The following is a 17,519-nucleotide window of genomic DNA, read 5'->3' on the forward strand; positions in this document are numbered from 1 at the left end:
GTTCTGAACCTTACTCTTAAAAACTTTGATCAAAGAACTTTAAACATCTTGGCTAAGATTTATATCTTGCGGCAATGGAAAACTTCGTTGTCTCGGCTAGGAAATACAGACCGGTTGGCTTTGAGGAAGTAGTGGGCCAAGAGCACATTACTACAACCCTTAAAAACGCCATTGACAACAACCAATTGGCCCAAGCATTACTATTTTGCGGTCCGAGAGGTGTTGGTAAAACCACCTGTGCTAGAATTGTAGCCAGACTAATCAACGATCAGTCCATCGACAACCCGTTAATGGGTAACGACACCTTTAATATCTACGAGCTGGATGCGGCTTCTAACAACTCAGTTGATGACATTAGAAACTTAATCGAGCAAGTACGATACCCTCCTCAACAAGGGAAATTCAAAGTCTATATTATAGATGAGGTTCACATGCTTTCTAACCAAGCCTTCAATGCGTTTTTGAAGACTTTAGAAGAGCCACCTTCGTATGCCATTTTTATATTGGCGACCACAGAAAAGCATAAAGTGATTCCAACCATTCTGTCTAGATGCCAGATTTTCGATTTCAATAGAATTGAAATTGGAAACATCACGGAGCAATTACAGATGATTGCTGCTAAAGAAAATATTGAAGTTGAGGAAGAAGCTTTAAACCTAATCGCGCAGAAAGCTGACGGGGCTATGAGAGATGCCTTATCACTTTTCGACTTGATTGTGACCTTTTCTAAAGGACAAAAGGTTACTTACAAAGACACTATTGATAACCTACACATTCTGGACTATGATTATTATTTCAGAATGACAGAGGCACTCTTTACCGAAAACACCTCTGATACTTTATTGATCTTTGATGAAATCTTGAAGAAAGGTTTCGACGGTCACAATTTCATCGTTGGCCTGAGTAGCCATCTACGCGATTTGATGGTTTGTAAGGATAATGCCACCATAGAACTTTTGGAGGTTTCAGATGCCGTAAAAGCCCGTTATGCCGAGCAGGCTAACAAAACTCCAATGTCTTTCTTACTCACTGCCATGAACATTGCCAGTCAGTGCGACATCAATTACAAAGGCAGTAAAAATCACAGGCTACACGTAGAGCTAGCTTTGGTAAAAATGGCTCACCTCAACGCCGCTATTTCCCTTGCACAAGCTGGAGGGGGCATGGACGATTCAAAAAAAAAAGCTTAGCCAAGGCTGAATCAGCATCAACTTCTGAGGCACCAAAAGACAATCAGCCTAAAGTCGAAAAACCCGAAAAAGTAACTTCGCCTGAGGCAACAGAAGAAGCGAAAGAATCCCCTACTACAGACGCTGATTCAGAACCGCAGATTCCAGAAACACCTGCTACTCCTACACAACCAATACCGGCCACCAGGCCATCGGTAAGAAGATCATCCACAAAAACTGTCGACATACCGACCGACCTCAGTGCTGTTCAAGCTGCCATGAATAAGCCAAAAGCACAAGAAGAAACCGATCAGGCTGATGTAGAAGAAAAGGTAGAATTACGAAATACTGAATTTACACCTGAGGATGTAAAACGAGTTTGGCAAGAGTTTATAGATCAAGGAGATTTTCAAGTACTAGACCTCGAAGTGCTCAATCAATCTTATGAACTATCAGGAACGCAAGTAACAGTTACCGTCCCTAACGAAGCCTTAGTACCTGGTTTCGAAAAAATTCGGGCAGAACTCTTGAAGCATCTTAGAACTTCACTAAAAAACGATCATATTTCTTTACAATCGGTAGTTGTGGAACTTGATCGAGAAAAAATGAGATATACGGATAGAGAAAAATTCGAGTTCTTGAAAGAGAAATACCCAGCATTAAAAGACCTACAGGACAAGCTTGGTTTAGATCCTGAATTTTAAGCCACGCAAGTTTACCTGTGCCTAAAACCCAAGTGTAAAGCCTACATTGATGACGTTTTTGATCTGAAGATCCCTACCTCGGGAACCATCGGATCGAGTAATGATAACATCATCGTCATAGATAATTTGGGAAGAAATATTTGACTGTATATAGTCATTGACCTTTAGGTTCAACCCGGCCTCAACATTCACTACGGTATTCGGGAATTTATCATAGTTAGAAAAGAGGTTAAAATTCATTTGCAATTTCACGTTTTCCATAACGTCACGTTGAACACCACCCGTTAAACTGATTCCCGCTTCCGATCTGATTGTTTCACCTGCCTCAACACCAAAAGAACCCACATTGGACAATGAATCATTCAATACGAAAGTAAATCGGCCTGTGAATGGGGCAAGCGTGACGGAATAACCTTTTTTAGTCTCTCGGTAGGTAAGCCCAAGCGATGCTTGTAAATATCCAGGAGACATAAAGTCTGAAATCAAAATTCGGCGCGTATCACTGGTTCCGGCAATGTTTTCAATTTTCACCCCATTATCCATTTGGGTTCGAAAATTGACAGCAGAAGTCAATAATACCTTTTCACTAAACTTTTGACTGTATTTAGAGGAGAAATCCACCACATCGTTAGTTTTCTCGAAGCGATTCCCTCCACCGCCATTCCTAATCACACCATAGGCAATTCTACCTTTATTTTCCCAAACAACATCATCCTTCTCATAATTAACAAAACCCTCTACAGCCGCACCGATAGCGACGGAAGACTCACCTCCTGCCGCCCAGTTAGTCAGGCCGACTTGTTGAATATTCAAGTTGAAACGCCCGCCATCTTTCCAATAAATGAGACTATCAGGCGTAGTAGCAGCGGTATCAGTTGCAGCAGGTTTTTCCTGAAATGCCGATACAGTTTGGATCGCGATAAAGGCTAGAAAAATTGTGAGTAGAGTTCGCAGCGTCTTATGAAAAAATAGTCGTGACAAAATTAATTATAATCTCAATCTGAATTACTGTTTCAGGATCTTTAACTTCTCCCCTAATGACAGTTCGTTATTCAGTTTGTTATTCCATTTTTTTAAATCCTCAAGATCAACTTCATACAGCTTGGAAATCGACCATAAGGTCTCCCCTTTCTTAACCGTATGGATAATCTCTTCAACTTTTGGCTCTGGTTCAATCACTTTCGGCACTAACAGTTTCAAGGGCTGGCCAACCGTTAAACCATCTTCGAGTTTCAAGTTATTCCAGAATAATATATCGTCAATTTCAACCTTGTATTGCCCGGATATTGCAAAGAATGTCTCCTTTTTCTTTACATAATGGGTAATTACAGTATCAGTGGCAGAATTAACGAGAGGTCGCCTAAGTTTCGGTTTGTTAAAAACTTCAATCTCTTCAGGTTCAGATTTTGACTCATTAACAGGTTTAGGTGCTTCATCTTTAGGCAACTTTCTACCTTCTGTTAGCTGCTTGGCCAAGGAAACTTCGCTGATTAATCGATCTTCAGCTGACTCTTCTTGCCTTTCTACTTTTACATTACTGTACTCAATAGGAGTTTTTTCAGGTCGGATAAACCTAAGCCAGAGCACCCGTCCAACCTTCAATGCCTCGTTGGTTTTCATGCGGTTCTTTTGCCTAAGCTTCTTTAATCTAATACCATAATCTTGGGCAATAGACCAGAGTGTTTCACCTGGCAACACCACGTGATAATGTACTCTGCCTTTCGTCTTTTTATTCTTTAAGTAATAGTACCTATCCCCTTGAATTCTTCTTTGCCCTAAATCATTGAATCGTTTCAGTTTTGTCGTACTCACTCCAGTTCTTGAGGATAATGTTTGAAGGGTTTCATTAGGTCTGGCTTTAATCGCCCAGATATTATTCATTTTGACTTGCTTCGGCTGATAAGCGGCATCAATATTTCCAGTCACTTGAGGGTAGACGCCTACATTTCCTTCCAAAGGTTTAATACCCGTATCTGCTTTACCAAGCGAAAATGTATTACGCTTTTTCGGTGTTTTACGACTTGCTTGTGTTTTTGGCTTACTAGAAGTTTGCTTTGTTGACGGATTTTGCTGCTTTTGGGCAATCGGCTGCCTATCCCCTTTTATTGGATAGATAACCTTGTAGGATTTATCATCTGGAATTTTTGATTGATTTAACCACTTATTGAATCGCTTCAACTCATCGTAATCGACCTTTACCTCTTTGCTAACCTGCCTCAAAGTCTTCCCCTTACCCTCGTAATCAGCTAATTGAATATTCGGATTCTTTCTTCCGTCGCCGACAAAGTCTTGAAATGCTAATTTGTGCGCGATAAATTTCTTGATGTACCAATGGGATTTACCGGTAATATTCATGGTCTTTGCCCCATATAGCTTATCACTTGCCGATCGCTGCGTACCAGTTAGGCCTTGTAGATAAGATTGCAGGCTGAGCACCCAATTATCAAACACAAAATTCGATCGTTTAAAGTACTTGGTGGCTCCAATGGTAGAAGCAATGATGTGTTTTCGTTCATCGACAACATTATCCACTCTTACACCCAGCTCTTGTGCCGAAGCTTTCTTAAACTGCCAAAATCCAACGGCATTTGATGTGGAAACTGCATCAGAAATAAACTCTCCTTCTTGGATGGCCAGATACTTGAAATCTTCAGGAATACCTTCTTTTCGGAGTATTTCCTCTACAAAATGCATGTAAAGATTTGAGCGATCGGCCTTTAACTGGAAATGATATTGGCTTCGAACTAGTAAGTCGAGCGTTTCTTCAACATCTCGCTTAGCTTCAGCATTTAGCTTCAACTTTACGCCAGCTACATCTATAACAGAGGGGACATTCATAGGGGCTTGCGCTGAAAGATTCAACGAAGCCATCATAATGATGATGATTGACACGAATGTATGCCTCACTACTTTTTTCTTATTGTCATTAAGCCATCCCTAATAGGAAGCAGCACGTTCTCTACGCGCCCATCTTCTTGAACCAAACGGTTAAAATCGAGAATAGCTTGTGTCTCTTTGTCAGTTTTCTTTAGTTCTGCAACCACTTTGCCGCTCCAGAGTACATTATCGGCGATAATAAAACCTCCAGGCCTAACTTTATCAATGACTAAGTTATAGTAATTGATGTAATTTTTCTTATCCGCATCAATGAAGACCAAATCTAGTGTTTCTGAAACTTCTGGTACCAAATCTAGAGCATTCCCGATCCGATAATCTATCTGTTCGCTAAAGCCCGCTTTTTCAAAATAACCTCGCGCCAGACTTTCTAATTCTTCATTCACGTCGATGGTAATTACCTTACCACCTTCTGCTAAGCCCTCAGCCATACAAATGGCCGAATAACCCGTATATGTCCCTATTTCCAAAACACTTTTCGGCCTGATCATATGAGAAATCATAGAAAGGGCTCTCCCTTGCAAATGCCCTGACAACATGCGTGGTTTTAACACTTTTCTGTGTGTATCCCTGTTTAAGTCGCTGAGCGTATTAGACTCGGGATCGGTGTGAGCCTCCACATATTTTTGAATATCTACAGGTAAAAAGTCCATCAGTTCTTGGGCAAAAATGTGAGGTAACTCATTTGATCTTCACGCAATGCTTCGTTTGCTATGTCTTGCAACTCTGCACTGGAAATAGCTCTAATTCTTTTGAATATAGAGTCTAGGCTATGCACCTTATTCAGGTCTAAAATACTTTTTCCCATCATAAGCATAAGACTGGCATTATTTTCCTCGGCCATGGCCAATTGACCAATTAGTTGCTCCTTACCTTTATGTAGTTGAAGGGTTCCTAACGGTTTATCGCGCAATAACTTGAGCTCTTTCGCAATTAGCTTTTTGCTTCGTGCTACTTGACTCAATTCCGTACCATAGAAAATGGCAAATAAACCAGTGTCTGAGTAAGGATGGTAGGACGCCTCAATATTATAGACAAAACCATACTTTTCTCTCAGGGCCAAATTCAACCTTGAGTTCATTCCAGGGCCACCCAAAATATTCATCAGCATAAAGAAAGGAAGCCTTTTCTTATCTCCGAGTGCATAGGCTGTAGTACCGATGGCACAATGTGCCTGTGTAATATTCCGCTTAACTATCTCACTTTTTGGTTCGTATAGACCGAAAGAGAGTCTATTTCTCTCGGCCTTCAAATGAGGGATAGAACCAAAGTACTTTTCAGCTAGTCGTCTAACTTTTTTGAATGGCACATTTCCAACACATGAGAAAACCACACCTTCGGTATTCAAATTATGCTTTAGAAATTGCTGGAAATCGTTCCTTCTAAAGGACTTAACACTTGAGGTTGTACCAAGAATGTTTTTTCCGAGTGGATGATCCTTAAAGACTACATTGTCGAATTCGTCTTGGATAGCATCTTCAGGACTGTCATGATAAAGCGACATTTCCTCCAGAATCACGCCTCGTTCATTCTCAATTTGTTTTTCGGGAAATACAGAATCAAAAGTAATGTCCTGGAGTAATTCGAAAGCACTTTCCATATGCTTCTCCAATGCAGAAGCATAGAAACAGATTTTTTCTTTTGTGGTATACGCGTTCAATTCACCCCCTACAGAATCGAGTCTATTGAGAATATGAAAAGCTTTGCGCTTTTTAGTTCCCTTAAAAGCCATGTGCTCCCAAAAGTGGGCAATGCCTAACTGATCTTCGCGTTCATCTCTACTACCAATATCAAGCACAAAACCACAATGAACAATTTTTGTACTTGGCACCTCTTTATGGATAATTCTGATGCCATTTGGTAGGGTAAATAAGTTGTAATCCACCATCTCCGATTTCTCCTGAATCGCGCAAAGATACTGATTTCTAACGCATTATTGAAGATCAAAATAGAGCTTTTGTCAATTTGGACATCATTTCTCCAATGGAAGAAATCCTTATGATCTACGGGTCAAAAATTACGTTGATTTTAGGCTACCTTTTTTTCTTCTAGATAATTCTTCAGGCTTAATAGGGTATGTTTTGTTTGATCGTAGACCATATCAGCATGCGGCTCAGGAATTATGTTTCGATCACCTGTTAGTGCTCTAAAAGAAATAACAGTTGTATTCTCGCTCACTTTTTTCAACTCAAAATATGTAAGCATCGTTATGCCCGTGTTGATAGAGTGTGCTTTCTCGATATACACTAACTGATCCTTTTCATCGATGTTTTGAAGTGTTTTGATATCAAAGCTATCGCCTTCAAACTCACAAACATGGGTACTCCCCACACGATTTATTTCAGAATCAGCCCTTACATCTATCAAGCCCTCGACAAAATTGGCCTTCTGGCTATTGTCTGTTAATACTTCGTGCACTCGTTTTATTGGCGCATTGATCTCGACTTCCATCACTCTGGCTAAACCGAAAAGGTTCGAGTAGTCTTCGGTAGTTTCAGGTTTTAGCACCTCTTTCTTTAAGTCGTCAATTAAGGCGTATTGATAAGTTACATCACCCAAGACTTCGTAATTATCCTTTGCAGACTGCCATTCAAAAGAAGAAGTATCGCTATTCAAACCAAAAGAATCCGTCACCAAAATGTATTCTTTCGAGGGGATGGTATTCTTCATTAAACGATGGGCAATAATCATATCAAGTCCCGATAGCTTTGTAAACTGAGATATCTTTACCTCCTCGAACTGCCCATAATGAACAATAAACTTAAGTTTTAAGCTACTGGCATTATTGCAAGCTCCGCACCGACAAACACTGTCCCTTTCAACAATATTTAAAAAGTAATTGAAGTTTTTGAACGCATTGGTGCAGACTTCTTCAATTTCAGCTTGAGTTAATTTTCCATCCGCATATGTAAGCAAGGCATCCCCCTCAATTTCAGCCAAGGTAAATTTTGGCTGTAAAGTATCCGCTACCACTTGCAATAACTCATTAATAATGTGGGTGCTATGACTCAATTCCGTCTTGTGCAGAAACTTGGTATAACCGCTGATATCGGGTATCAATATAGTTGCGTACTTCATTTGTTACTTTTCTAATTGTAGCAACACATATTTTGGAAAATCAATTCCTTTATATTTGTTCCAATTCAATGCTTATGGCTTTTCGTCAAATTTTAGTGGTACAAACTGCCTTCATAGGAGACGTTATTTTAGCCACCGGACTATTGGAAAAACTCCATGAGCAATACCCAGATGCTAGCATAGATTTTTTGGTAAGAAAGGGTAATCATAGCCTTTTAAATGACCACCCATTTGTTCGAGAAACCATAGTTTGGGATAAAAACGGCGGAAAATATAGAAACCTTTTTAAGCTGATCGGAAAGGTTCGTAAAACCCAGTACGACCTTGTCGTAAATATTCAAAGGTTTGCCAATTCAGGTATGCTCACTGCCTTATCGAAGGGTAGCATGAAGATAGGCTTTGACAAAAATCCGTTTTCGTGGGCTTTTAATAAGAAAATCGTTCATCGGATTGAACCTGGGATTCACGAGGTAATTAGAAATCATGAACTGATCAAGGCGATAACAGATGGTGAGCACGAAAATCCCAAGCTACACCCAACTAAAGATGATTTTGAATATGTGAAAACATATACCGAAGCACCCTATGTATGTATGGCACCCGCATCTGTTTGGTTTACCAAACAGTTTCCTAAAGAAAAGTGGATTTCGCTAATTCAAGCCCTGAACTTCAAGGGGAATATTTACTTACTCGGCGCACCAAATGATGACTCTCTTTGCGATGAAATTCTGAAGAAGTCGGGTAGCGATCAGGTGGTTAACCTAGCTGGAAAGCTTTCTTTACTTCAATCGGCAGCCTTAATGAAAACAGCTCGAATGAATTATGTAAATGATAGTGCCCCTATGCATTTAGCCTCTGCCGTAAATGCTAAAACATGTGCTATCTTTTGCTCTACCATTCCTGATTTTGGGTTTGGACCGCTAGCCGATGATAGCCACATTGTAGAAATCAATAACAAATTAGACTGCAGACCGTGCGGACTACATGGCAAAAAAGCTTGTCCTCTAGGTCATTATAAATGTGGTTACGATATAGATATTCAAGAAATGATAGCCCTATTAGACAAAAAAGGACCTACTGGAAGCTAAAGTCATAAACGTGAAAAATCATTTTATCCTCCTCCAATAGTGGAAATTCTTTAAAGGAAGCATTCAAAAACAAGCCTTCAGGCCCTACGAAGGCTGTATATTGACTGTAGGTATTTTGAGCCACCTCAATTTCTTTGATAAAGTTCATTTCTCTACCAAAAACAGAAACATAGAATCTAGTATTCTGAATAGTATTCCTCACTGCAGGATCGTAAGGCTTTCCAGTTCTATGCAGCCGATAAAACAACTCTTTATAGGGGTCATAAATGATGTTGTAAAAGATAGCAGTCTCGAAACGATAAGCATTTATAAATGCTTGTGAAGCTGCATTCTTAAATTCACTAGCCTGATTCGGTATAGAACTTACATTACCATTAAATGCCTTGTTCTCCTTTGTAAGCAAATCATAACTATACACCTTCGAGGACACCGGGTAATTGTAGAAAATTAAATTCTCATGGTTGGTAAACGATATGCCCTGATAACTACCATAGCCCACTTTGGCATTTTTCATAAATGGGGCGTGCTGCGGACCTATTAATTCAAAAGACTTTGACTCAAGGTTTATCGCAGCAAGAAATGGTTGATTCTTTTCTTCCGCAGTAGCATTCCTACGCAAAGAGTTTTCAAGGATCACTCGGTTGAGTTTAGAACTATAAAATGGTTTGGATTCAGGACTAGCAAAATCTATAAGCACTCCCTGAGGCAGCTGACTGAACAAGTTCATGCTAAAAAACACCTCCGCATCTTCACTGAGCACTTTCATATTACCAGCATCAAACACGAAAATGGAATCTAGGTTATGTACATGAAAGTTTTGGAGTGTTCCAATACCATTAGGACCAGCCTTTTCTAGCGCAATGGTCTTGCTCAACCTTCGTTTTTCTAAATCATAGAATAAAAGAGCGTGCTGAGATCCTTGATATTTTACAAAATAAAATCTCCCCTCTTCCTCGTAAGTATCGAATCGAAAGTAGGTATAGCTGATTTGATCGCCTATATCTACTTTTACAGTATCCACTTTAAAGACCAATTCCCCCTCTTGGCTTGAGGCTTTGACAATTTCTTGACGATCATTTTTTCCACAAGAGCACACGAGCAAACATGTAAGGAAAATGTAAAAATTGAATCTCGTTTTTGACATGGAGGATTTAGGGGCTCTTGCTTTAACGACCGGAAAGATATTTATGTTCTACATCATTATCCATTCTTCAAGGAATCGACAACAACCTTCCTTTTCTCGTCATTTCCTGCTTATTTTAGGCTAAATCCTATGAAATAGAGCACTATGAGATACGAACACATCGGCAAAGCACTTTTTATCAAAAATAGAGAAAAGCTTAAGGCGAAAATGAAACCCAATTCTGTAGCGATCATTTGTTCGAATGACATTATGCCTACGAACGCCGATGGCACAATGAGTTTTCGTCAGAATAGTAACCTCCTCTATTTTTCTGGCATTGACCAAGAAGAATCAATGCTTATTGTAGCGCCAGATTTTCCAAATCCTAAAATGCGAGAAGTGCTTTTTGTGCGAGAAACTAATGAGCTCATAGCGGTGTGGGAAGGCCATAAATATACCATGGAAGAGGCCACCGAAACCTCTGGTGTAGAAACTGTGATGTGGGTAGATAAATTCGAAAACACGCTGAACACGATACTGGCCGAAACAGATAATATTTACCTCTACAATAACGAACATATCAGAAACGGATCTGAAGTTGAAACACGATCTGATCGCTTCAATAAATGGTGCCAAACGAAATATGGAAACTACAATTTCGAACGTCTCGCACCGATCGCTTACGACTTGCGAACTGTAAAAGAGGAGCGAGAAATAGCCTTAATGCAAACCGCTTGCGATCTAACAGATAGTGGTTTCAGGAGAATATTAGAGTTCGTAAAACCTGGGGTTTGGGAGTTTGAAGTAGAGGCTGAATATCTACACGAATTTGTTCGCCAAAGATCCAAGGGTTTTGCCTATACGCCAATTATCGCAGGTGGTGGAAACGCTTGCGTTTTACACTACATTGAAAACAAGGATCAACTAAAAGATGGCGATTTACTACTCATGGATGTAGGAGCAGAATACGCTAATTACAATGCCGACATGACTAGAGTGATACCAGTTAATGGTAGATTCACAGACAGACAAAAGGCGGTATACAATGCTGTACTTCGAGTGAAAAATGCGGCAACCGCTCTTCTAACGCCTGGAAACAGTATACCTGACTACCACGAAGCGGTAGGAGAAATTATGTCTAAAGAATTGGTGGATTTGGGGTTAATTTCTTTGGAGGATATTAAGAATGAGAACCCAGACTGGCCAGCTTACAAAAAGTACTTTATGCACGGCACCTCTCACCACATTGGTTTAGACGTACATGACGTAGCGAGTATTTATACTGACTTTAAGCCTGGAATGGTTTTTACCGTAGAACCTGGCATCTATATTCCTGATGAGGGAATCGGGATTCGCCTAGAAGATGACATTGTCATTACGGAAGACGGTCATTTGAACCTAATGGCGAATATCCCGATTGAGGCGGAAGAAATTGAAGACATTATGAACGCTTAACATGAGTTACGATATAGTCGAAGGATCTATCCCTGAAGCCTTATCGGTTTTAAAAGCGTTACCTGAATTCGATGTATTAAAAACTACAGCGCACTACAGAGAAAAAATCGGCAATAAGGCGAGTCTTGTTTTACTCGCAAAAAAAGATGGTAACCTGATTGGTTGCAAAGTGGGTTACGATCGGTTTAGCGATGGATCTTTTTACAGTAGTCTTGGAGGCGTGATACCAGATTTCCGAAAACTAGGGATCGCACAAAAATTAGCAGACCGCCAAGAACAATGGGCAAGGGAGAAAGGTTATCAGTCCATTAAATTCAAAACCTTAAATCGTCATAAAAGCATGATCATCTTTGCGATAAAAAATGGATTTGAGATTTATGGTCTTAAACCCAAAGACGAACTAGGGAATTATAGAATTGAAATGATAAAGAGTTTATTATGAGCCAAGAGTTTAATAGTGAAAAAGCACCAGAACCTGTAGGGCTTTATCCGCATGCGAGAAAAGTTGGTGACCTTTTGTTTCTTTCTGGTGTAGGGCCACGTGAAAGAAATACAAAAAAGATTCCTGGCGTAACACTGGGTGAAAACGGAGAAATAGTTGCTTATGATATAGAGGAGCAGTGCCGATCGGTATTCAAAAACGTTCGACTCATTTTAGAAGCTTCTGGCAGTAGCTGGGATAAGCTGGTTGATGTAACGGTTTTCTTAACCAACATGAAAGACGACTTTGCTACGTACAACAAGATTTACGCAGAGTATTTTGCTGACAACCAACCGTGCAGAACTACGGTAGAGATTAACTGCCTACCAACACCGATTGCCATTGAGTTAAAGTGTGTAGCGACACTCTAACGCCATTCCTATCCATTTTGGTTATATTGATGCTTTCGTTTTAAAAACGTATGGCCTCAAGACTTACTTTAAAAAGGCTTTCAGCCTTGATAGTTTTGTGTAGTCAGTATCAACCGAAACACTATGATCAAATTTTTTAAACGCATCTGGAAGGCAATCGCCAATTTTTTCAAAAAGTTAAAACCTGGAGAAGTCGCTTGGAAAGGCGCGAACAAAGCGATAGCGACCACCGCCGCCATCATTTGGATTCTCGGCTCGGCTATGATGTTCGTCATTCAGCCTTCTACCTATTTTGGAATTGTCATGGTGGTCTTGGGCTTGATCATAGCATTTTTAATGGGTTTATCTGGCATTCTCGCTAGACTCCTCATTAAGTCAATGAATAAAGGCCTATTCTGGGTAATCCCCGGCGTTTTCTTTTTAATGTCATTTGTTTTTGGTGCAGGAAGTCTGAGCTGGAAATTTCCAGTTTTTGTAATTGTGTTTGCCGGAGCTTTAGGCGCTGGCCTTTTCACCCTGACGAAGCCTTCGAGAAGTAACAATACCTTATTACAAAAAATTGTCGCCATAGGCGGAAGTCTGGTTGGCATTGCTGGATTGGTTTGGGGTCTAATATGGTTAATGGACACTGGTTTCAAACCTGAGGTAGAACACATCAACGCCGCCCAAAAATCAGATTACAAACCCGCACATATACAATTAGCCAATCCTAACGAACCTGGCGATTATGATGTGGAATATTTGACCTACGGGAGTGGAAAAGATAAACATAGAGACGAATTCGGAAAAGATGTCGCTATTGTCACAGACTCGATCGACGGCTCTAGGCTATTGGGAAATTGGAAAGGAACCACTGGAAAACTCCGCACATGGTATTGGGGATTTGATGACGAAGCACTGCCTATTAATGGACGGGTTTGGTATCCAAAAGGCGATGGCCCATTCCCGATTGCCCTGATCGTTCACGGAAACCATAGCATGTTTGACTATTCCGATGGCGGCTATGAATACCTCGGTAAGCTTTTGGCCAGCCAAGGAATAATTACGGTTAGTGTAGATGAAAACTTTATTAATAGCGGCTGGACGGATTTTATCGGGAGTGGTTTAAGCCAAGAAAATGATGCCCGAGGATGGCTTTTATTAGAGCATTTAAGATATTGGAGAAAATGGAACCAAACTGATGGTGGGATTTTCAATGCTAAAGTAGACTTTGAAAATGTGGCAGTCATGGGTCACTCACGCGGTGGTGAAGCCGCCGCAGTAGCTGGCTTTTTTAACAGATTGACCTATTACCCTGATAATGCGAAGCAAAAATTCGACTTTAACTTCAATATCAAAGCTGTAGTGGCCATTGCACCAGTTGATGGACAATACAGACCTGCCAACATTCCTACTCCTTTAGAAAATGTGAATTACTTGGTAATCCATGGTTCAAATGATGGCGATGTTCAATCATTTGCTGGACTGAGACAGTATGAACGCGTGGAGTTCACTGATTCTTCAGACTACTTCAAATCGGCGGTTTATGTATATGGCGCCAATCATGGTCAATTCAATACCTCTTGGGGAAACCGCGATTCGGGCTTCCCATTTGGGTCACTGCTAAATGTAGATGCCTTAATGCCAATGGAAGATCAGTTGACCATAGGCAAAACTTACATCAGTGCCTTCTTACAAACTACGCTTCAAGGCAAAAAAGGCTATCAGCCTTTATTCAAAGACTATCGCGCAGGAGAAGACTGGCTCCCAGAAACTATTTACTTAAACCAATATCAGGCGTCTGACTGGAAAGTGGTGGTTGACTTTGAAGAGGATTTGAACCTACTAACCACTTCTTCAGGAGGAACTATTGAAACTGAGAACCTAACCGTTTGGAAGGAAAAAATAGTCGGTATGAAATGGGGAAATCGAGGCACAAGAGCAGCTTATATCGGTTGGGATAGTCTGGCCTATGAAGCTGATACCGCTAGATATAGAATCAATTTTGCCGAAGATATAGCAGCAAATGTTATGACTTTCGAGCTTTCGGAAGCTAAAGGAAGTACCTACCCTGACAAGAGTAGGGACAAAAAGAAAAAGGAAGCTGAAGAGAAAGCAAAAGAAGAAAGCGAAGCCGATAACAACACTAATTCTGACGAAGTGGAAAGCGAAGAGGAAGAAAGTGATAAAAACCAGAACAACGAAAGTGAGGGAGATAACGAAGATGATAAGGACGAAAAAGATGAAGAAGACGAGGAGGAGAAAAAGAAGGCACCCGAACCGATTGATTTTTCTATCACATTCACCGATAATCAAGGCCAACAATCAACTATCAAATTGAGTGATTATAGCTACCTCCAACGACAGCTATCCGTTGATGTGCTAAAGAACACGGAACTTCAGAGTACTGGAAGGTCCGAAGCTGTTTACAATACTTTCTTTGTGGATTTGGCTAAACTAAAGGAGGTCAATCCAGCTTTCGATTCTTCGGCTATTAAGGCAGTGGAGTTTGTTTTTGATCAAATCAAAAAAGGAGTCATAATTCTAGACAAAGTAGCCGTTCACTAGCCAAAAACGTCCATTTTCTAAAACAAAAATCCCATAATGGGAATATCAAAAGAGTTCTAAATCTCAGAAAACGGCCATTATTGACCATTTAGTAGGGTAAATCATGTTTTAAACGTACTGGTATGTGAATTGTAAATGGTATCGCATACCAAACGATTTAAAAATGACTGCTTTAACCCAAAGACTACAAAAAAGAGTATTCAAACCCATGACTAACTTGGGTAGTGGTGTACTCTTAAAAGTTTTAAGTCCTTTTGCTGAAGGCGATTTCATAGAAATCGACGATGAACTAGGATCGGTTAAAAAGAGTGGTTGGACGTTTACCACAATCGAAAAAATTGGTGGCGGAGAGTTAAAGCTTCAAAATGCTGTTTTCTTCAAAAAGCAGATAAAGAATTTAACTGATAAAAACATTACTTGCTTAGAATTGACCATTGGTATAGGTTATGAAAGCAATATGAAAAAAGCCAAAGAAGAAATTCTATCCTTCTTTGCGCAACACGAACAATTATTGGATTTACCTAAACCCAAAATTCACGTTTCTAAAATCAATGCTGATTTTGTTGAGCTTACCATTAAACCTTGGTGTGCTCAGGTCGACTTCCTTTCACTTGACTTGACTTTACAATCTGATTTAATGCAACACTTGGTTTCAAAGAACTTTGTTGTCGAGACACAAGAATCTACTTACAAGAACACAAAAATGTTGGCTTAAAACCCCGCATCTTTTTCCTTGTTTGGTCTATAGAATATATTTGTTGAAACGAATTGTCTATGGATTTCATTTGGCTTGCATGCGGTATAGTGCTCGGTACCATCATCGGTTGGTTATTCACGCAACTTCGTCGTAAAGGATCGGGTTCGGATGAATTATTGGGCAGGCTCCAATTAGCTGAAGAACGTTTTAAAACTACCAATACCAATCTTACCGAGGTAAAATCAGAGCTTTTATCTGAAAGAGAAAAAAATCAAGACCAAAGTAATGAGTTGACGAGGGTAAACACCGAGTTTAAAAATCTAGAGTTAAAACTTCACGAACAGCAATATGAGATCGGTAGGCTAAACGAAAAATTCGCCATCGAATTTAAAAACTTAGCAAACGAGATTTTTGAGGAGAAGAGCAAGAAATTTACGGCTCAAAACAAAGTCAACCTTCAGGATATTTTAAGCCCCCTAAAAGAGAAAATCGGTGAGTTTCAAAAACGAGTTGAAGAAACCAATAAGGACGGCGCTGAAAGAAACACCAAGCTATCGGAGCAGATTAAATACTTAAGTGAACTCAATAAGCGAATCACAAAAGAAGCTGAACAGTTGACTAAAGCGCTGAAAGGTGATGCCAAAACACAAGGCAATTGGGGTGAAGTAATCTTAGAACGCATTTTAGAAAAATCAGGGTTAGAAAAAGGTAGAGAATATGAAACTCAGACTGCTAAGATTGGTGAAGATGGAAAAAGATATCAACCTGATGTGGTCGTTTCATTGCCAGAAGAAAGGCATATAATTATTGATGCAAAAGTATCCCTAACAGCATATGAACGATTTACTAGTGCCAGTGATGAGGAAGAAAGGGCAATTCAATTAAAACTTCACATAGGATCAATCAAATCACACATTAAGGGTTTAAGCGATAAGAAATATCAAAATTTATATGGACTAGACGGTCTGGACTTTGTATTTCTCTTTATTCCGATTGAGCCTGCTTTCATGATTGCTGTACAAGAAGACCCAGATTTGTTTAATGAGGCTTACGCTCAAAATATCGTCATTATTAGCCCGACAACACTCATGGCAACGCTCAGAACGATCTCTTCCATTTGGAAGCAAGAGTATCAAAGCAAAAATGCTATTGAAATTGCAAGGCAGAGCGGAGCACTCTACGATAAATTTGTTGGTTTTACAGAAGACCTGAGGAAAATCGGCGACAATTTGACTACTACACAGAAGAATTATGCTGCTGCGCTAAACAAATTGACTGATGGCCAAGACAACCTGATTCGCAAGACTGAAAAAATCAAAAAGTTGGGTGCAAAAACAAGTAAACATTTACACCCCTCGTTGCTTAACAAAGGTATAGAAGAATAATATGGAATTAACTGCTGACAACAGACTCAAAAAACTCATTGTAGTTGGAGATAGGTTATTAATTAGACCAAAAAAGAATGCCGAAAAGACGGAAAGTGGTCTTTATTTACCGCCAGGTGTTCAAGAAAGAGAAAAAGTTCAGACGGGTTATGTATTGAAAGTTGGGCCAGGATACCCCATCCCGTTGCCTACAGACGAGGATGAACATTGGAAAAATAATGATGAAAAGGTGAAATATGTGCCATTACAGGCCGAAGAAGGAGATTTAGCTATTTTTCTTCAAAAGAGTGCCGTGGAGATTATTTACCAAGGAGAAAAATTATTCATCGTTCCTCAGGCATCCGTTTTAATGCTGGAGCGCGAACAAGATCTGTGAATGGTTTCCGTTAAGAGTGAATATTGATTAATTTTGCAACATTAAACACTGGCGAAGGGTCTAATAGACTGAAGTGTCTAACAAAAACCGATAGCTTTTTTAAAAGATATTGGGCTTAAGCTAAACCATTTTAATAAACGAAGTATTTCA

At 39.9% G+C, this 17,519-nt stretch carries 17 protein-coding genes; 10 read left to right on the forward strand and 7 right to left on the reverse strand.

Translation table 11 applies throughout. The features are described from left to right. The first annotated feature begins 74 nt into the window (after window positions 1-74). Window positions 75-1,190 carry a DNA polymerase III subunit gamma/tau gene (gene dnaX, locus BFP71_RS01420; protein ID WP_069833674.1) on the forward strand — a complete coding sequence of 372 codons (1,116 nt, stop codon included), beginning with the start codon at window positions 75-77 and terminating at the stop codon, window positions 1,188-1,190. A gap of 43 nt (window positions 1,191-1,233) precedes the next feature. Here the strand turns inward: dnaX and BFP71_RS01425 are convergent, their stop codons facing one another. Continuing rightward, window positions 1,234-1,416, reverse strand: a complete 183-nt coding sequence (locus tag BFP71_RS01425) for a hypothetical protein (protein WP_069833675.1) — start codon at window positions 1,414-1,416, stop codon at window positions 1,234-1,236. A 31-nt stretch (window positions 1,417-1,447) separates the two neighbouring features. On the opposite strand from BFP71_RS01425, the gene BFP71_RS01430 reads away from it, so the two are divergent. Further along, entirely contained in the window at window positions 1,448-1,873 is a 426-nt protein-coding gene (locus BFP71_RS01430; RefSeq protein WP_069833676.1) for a hypothetical protein, read from the forward strand. 21 nt (window positions 1,874-1,894) lie between these two features. Here the strand turns inward: BFP71_RS01430 and BFP71_RS01435 are convergent, their stop codons facing one another. The 5 genes from BFP71_RS01435 to BFP71_RS01455 all read right to left on the reverse strand — a co-directional run bounded on the left by BFP71_RS01435 (window position 1,895) and on the right by BFP71_RS01455 (window position 7,846). Beyond that, on the reverse strand, window positions 1,895-2,854 hold the full coding sequence (locus BFP71_RS01435; RefSeq protein WP_176723295.1) for a DUF3078 domain-containing protein: 960 nt from the start codon (window positions 2,852-2,854) through the stop codon (window positions 1,895-1,897). A 24-nt stretch (window positions 2,855-2,878) separates the two neighbouring features. Beyond that, window positions 2,879-4,780 carry a LysM peptidoglycan-binding domain-containing protein gene (locus BFP71_RS01440; RefSeq protein ID WP_141719649.1) on the reverse strand — a complete coding sequence of 634 codons (1,902 nt, stop codon included), beginning with the start codon at window positions 4,778-4,780 and terminating at the stop codon, window positions 2,879-2,881. After that, window positions 4,780-5,421, reverse strand: coding sequence for an O-methyltransferase (locus tag BFP71_RS01445; RefSeq protein ID WP_069833678.1), 642 nt, complete (start codon window positions 5,419-5,421; stop codon window positions 4,780-4,782). The genes BFP71_RS01440 and BFP71_RS01445 overlap by 1 nt, the downstream gene beginning before the upstream one ends. Then, window positions 5,421-6,656, reverse strand: coding sequence for a M16 family metallopeptidase (locus BFP71_RS01450; RefSeq protein WP_069833679.1), 1,236 nt, complete (start codon window positions 6,654-6,656; stop codon window positions 5,421-5,423). Before BFP71_RS01450 ends, BFP71_RS01445 begins: the two co-directional genes overlap by 1 nt. A 140-nt stretch (window positions 6,657-6,796) precedes the next feature. Then, entirely contained in the window at window positions 6,797-7,846 is a 1,050-nt protein-coding gene (locus BFP71_RS01455; RefSeq protein ID WP_069833680.1) for a DUF2652 domain-containing protein, read from the reverse strand. A 74-nt stretch (window positions 7,847-7,920) separates the two neighbouring features. Between BFP71_RS01455 and BFP71_RS01460 the strand changes: the two genes are divergently transcribed. After that, window positions 7,921-8,934 carry a glycosyltransferase family 9 protein gene (locus BFP71_RS01460; RefSeq protein WP_317040693.1) on the forward strand — a complete coding sequence of 338 codons (1,014 nt, stop codon included), beginning with the start codon at window positions 7,921-7,923 and terminating at the stop codon, window positions 8,932-8,934. On the opposite strand, the gene BFP71_RS01465 is transcribed toward BFP71_RS01460, so the two are convergent. After that, complete coding sequence (locus BFP71_RS01465; protein WP_069833682.1) at window positions 8,921-10,078, reverse strand: DUF4221 family protein; 1,158 nt, start codon at window positions 10,076-10,078, stop codon at window positions 8,921-8,923. The genes BFP71_RS01460 and BFP71_RS01465 overlap by 14 nt on opposite strands. A 144-nt stretch (window positions 10,079-10,222) precedes the next feature. On the opposite strand from BFP71_RS01465, the gene BFP71_RS01470 reads away from it, so the two are divergent. The 7 genes from BFP71_RS01470 (at window position 10,223) to BFP71_RS01500 (ending at window position 17,369) form a co-directional block, all read left to right on the forward strand. Next, window positions 10,223-11,512: an aminopeptidase P N-terminal domain-containing protein gene (locus tag BFP71_RS01470; RefSeq protein WP_069833683.1), complete on the forward strand. Its 1,290-nt coding sequence runs from the start codon at window positions 10,223-10,225 to the stop codon at window positions 11,510-11,512. A 1-nt stretch (window position 11,513) separates the two neighbouring features. Further along, window positions 11,514-11,954, forward strand: coding sequence for a GNAT family N-acetyltransferase (locus tag BFP71_RS01475; protein WP_069833684.1), 441 nt, complete (start codon window positions 11,514-11,516; stop codon window positions 11,952-11,954). After that, window positions 11,951-12,364: a RidA family protein gene (locus BFP71_RS01480; RefSeq protein WP_069833685.1), complete on the forward strand. Its 414-nt coding sequence runs from the start codon at window positions 11,951-11,953 to the stop codon at window positions 12,362-12,364. The genes BFP71_RS01475 and BFP71_RS01480 overlap by 4 nt, the downstream gene beginning before the upstream one ends. 123 nt (window positions 12,365-12,487) lie before the next feature. Beyond that, window positions 12,488-14,911 carry an MFS transporter gene (locus tag BFP71_RS01485; protein ID WP_069833686.1) on the forward strand — a complete coding sequence of 808 codons (2,424 nt, stop codon included), beginning with the start codon at window positions 12,488-12,490 and terminating at the stop codon, window positions 14,909-14,911. 163 nt (window positions 14,912-15,074) lie between these two features. Next, entirely contained in the window at window positions 15,075-15,626 is a 552-nt protein-coding gene (locus tag BFP71_RS01490) for a mechanosensitive ion channel domain-containing protein (RefSeq protein ID WP_069833687.1), read from the forward strand. A gap of 59 nt (window positions 15,627-15,685) precedes the next feature. Then, entirely contained in the window at window positions 15,686-16,993 is a 1,308-nt protein-coding gene (locus tag BFP71_RS01495; RefSeq protein WP_069833688.1) for a DNA recombination protein RmuC, read from the forward strand. 1 nt (window position 16,994) lies between these two features. Next, window positions 16,995-17,369 carry a co-chaperone GroES gene (locus tag BFP71_RS01500; protein WP_069833689.1) on the forward strand — a complete coding sequence of 125 codons (375 nt, stop codon included), beginning with the start codon at window positions 16,995-16,997 and terminating at the stop codon, window positions 17,367-17,369. Window positions 17,370-17,519: the final 150 nt, after the last annotated feature.

Origin of the sequence: Roseivirga misakiensis (genome assembly GCF_001747105.1) — a bacterium.
Lineage (GTDB): Bacteria > Bacteroidota > Bacteroidia > Cytophagales > Cyclobacteriaceae > Roseivirga > Roseivirga misakiensis.

Bases quoted from the DNA above. Each gene is read 5' to 3' on its own strand.
- dnaX (WP_069833674.1), top strand. From the start codon at position 75: ATGGAAAACTTCGTTGTCTCGGCTAGGAAATACAGACCGGTTGGCTTT.
- BFP71_RS01425 (WP_069833675.1), bottom strand. From the start codon at position 1,416: ATGTCGACAGTTTTTGTGGATGATCTTCTTACCGATGGCCTGGTGGCC.
- BFP71_RS01430 (WP_069833676.1), top strand. From the start codon at position 1,448: ATGAATAAGCCAAAAGCACAAGAAGAAACCGATCAGGCTGATGTAGAA.
- BFP71_RS01445 (WP_069833678.1), bottom strand. From the start codon at position 5,421: ATGGACTTTTTACCTGTAGATATTCAAAAATATGTGGAGGCTCACACC.
- BFP71_RS01450 (WP_069833679.1), bottom strand. From the start codon at position 6,656: ATGGTGGATTACAACTTATTTACCCTACCAAATGGCATCAGAATTATC.
- BFP71_RS01455 (WP_069833680.1), bottom strand. From the start codon at position 7,846: ATGAAGTACGCAACTATATTGATACCCGATATCAGCGGTTATACCAAG.
- BFP71_RS01460 (WP_317040693.1), top strand. From the start codon at position 7,921: ATGGCTTTTCGTCAAATTTTAGTGGTACAAACTGCCTTCATAGGAGAC.
- BFP71_RS01465 (WP_069833682.1), bottom strand. From the start codon at position 10,078: ATGTCAAAAACGAGATTCAATTTTTACATTTTCCTTACATGTTTGCTC.
- BFP71_RS01470 (WP_069833683.1), top strand. From the start codon at position 10,223: ATGAGATACGAACACATCGGCAAAGCACTTTTTATCAAAAATAGAGAA.
- BFP71_RS01475 (WP_069833684.1), top strand. From the start codon at position 11,514: ATGAGTTACGATATAGTCGAAGGATCTATCCCTGAAGCCTTATCGGTT.
- BFP71_RS01480 (WP_069833685.1), top strand. From the start codon at position 11,951: ATGAGCCAAGAGTTTAATAGTGAAAAAGCACCAGAACCTGTAGGGCTT.
- BFP71_RS01485 (WP_069833686.1), top strand. From the start codon at position 12,488: ATGATCAAATTTTTTAAACGCATCTGGAAGGCAATCGCCAATTTTTTC.
- BFP71_RS01490 (WP_069833687.1), top strand. From the start codon at position 15,075: ATGACTGCTTTAACCCAAAGACTACAAAAAAGAGTATTCAAACCCATG.
- BFP71_RS01495 (WP_069833688.1), top strand. From the start codon at position 15,686: ATGGATTTCATTTGGCTTGCATGCGGTATAGTGCTCGGTACCATCATC.
- BFP71_RS01500 (WP_069833689.1), top strand. From the start codon at position 16,995: ATGGAATTAACTGCTGACAACAGACTCAAAAAACTCATTGTAGTTGGA.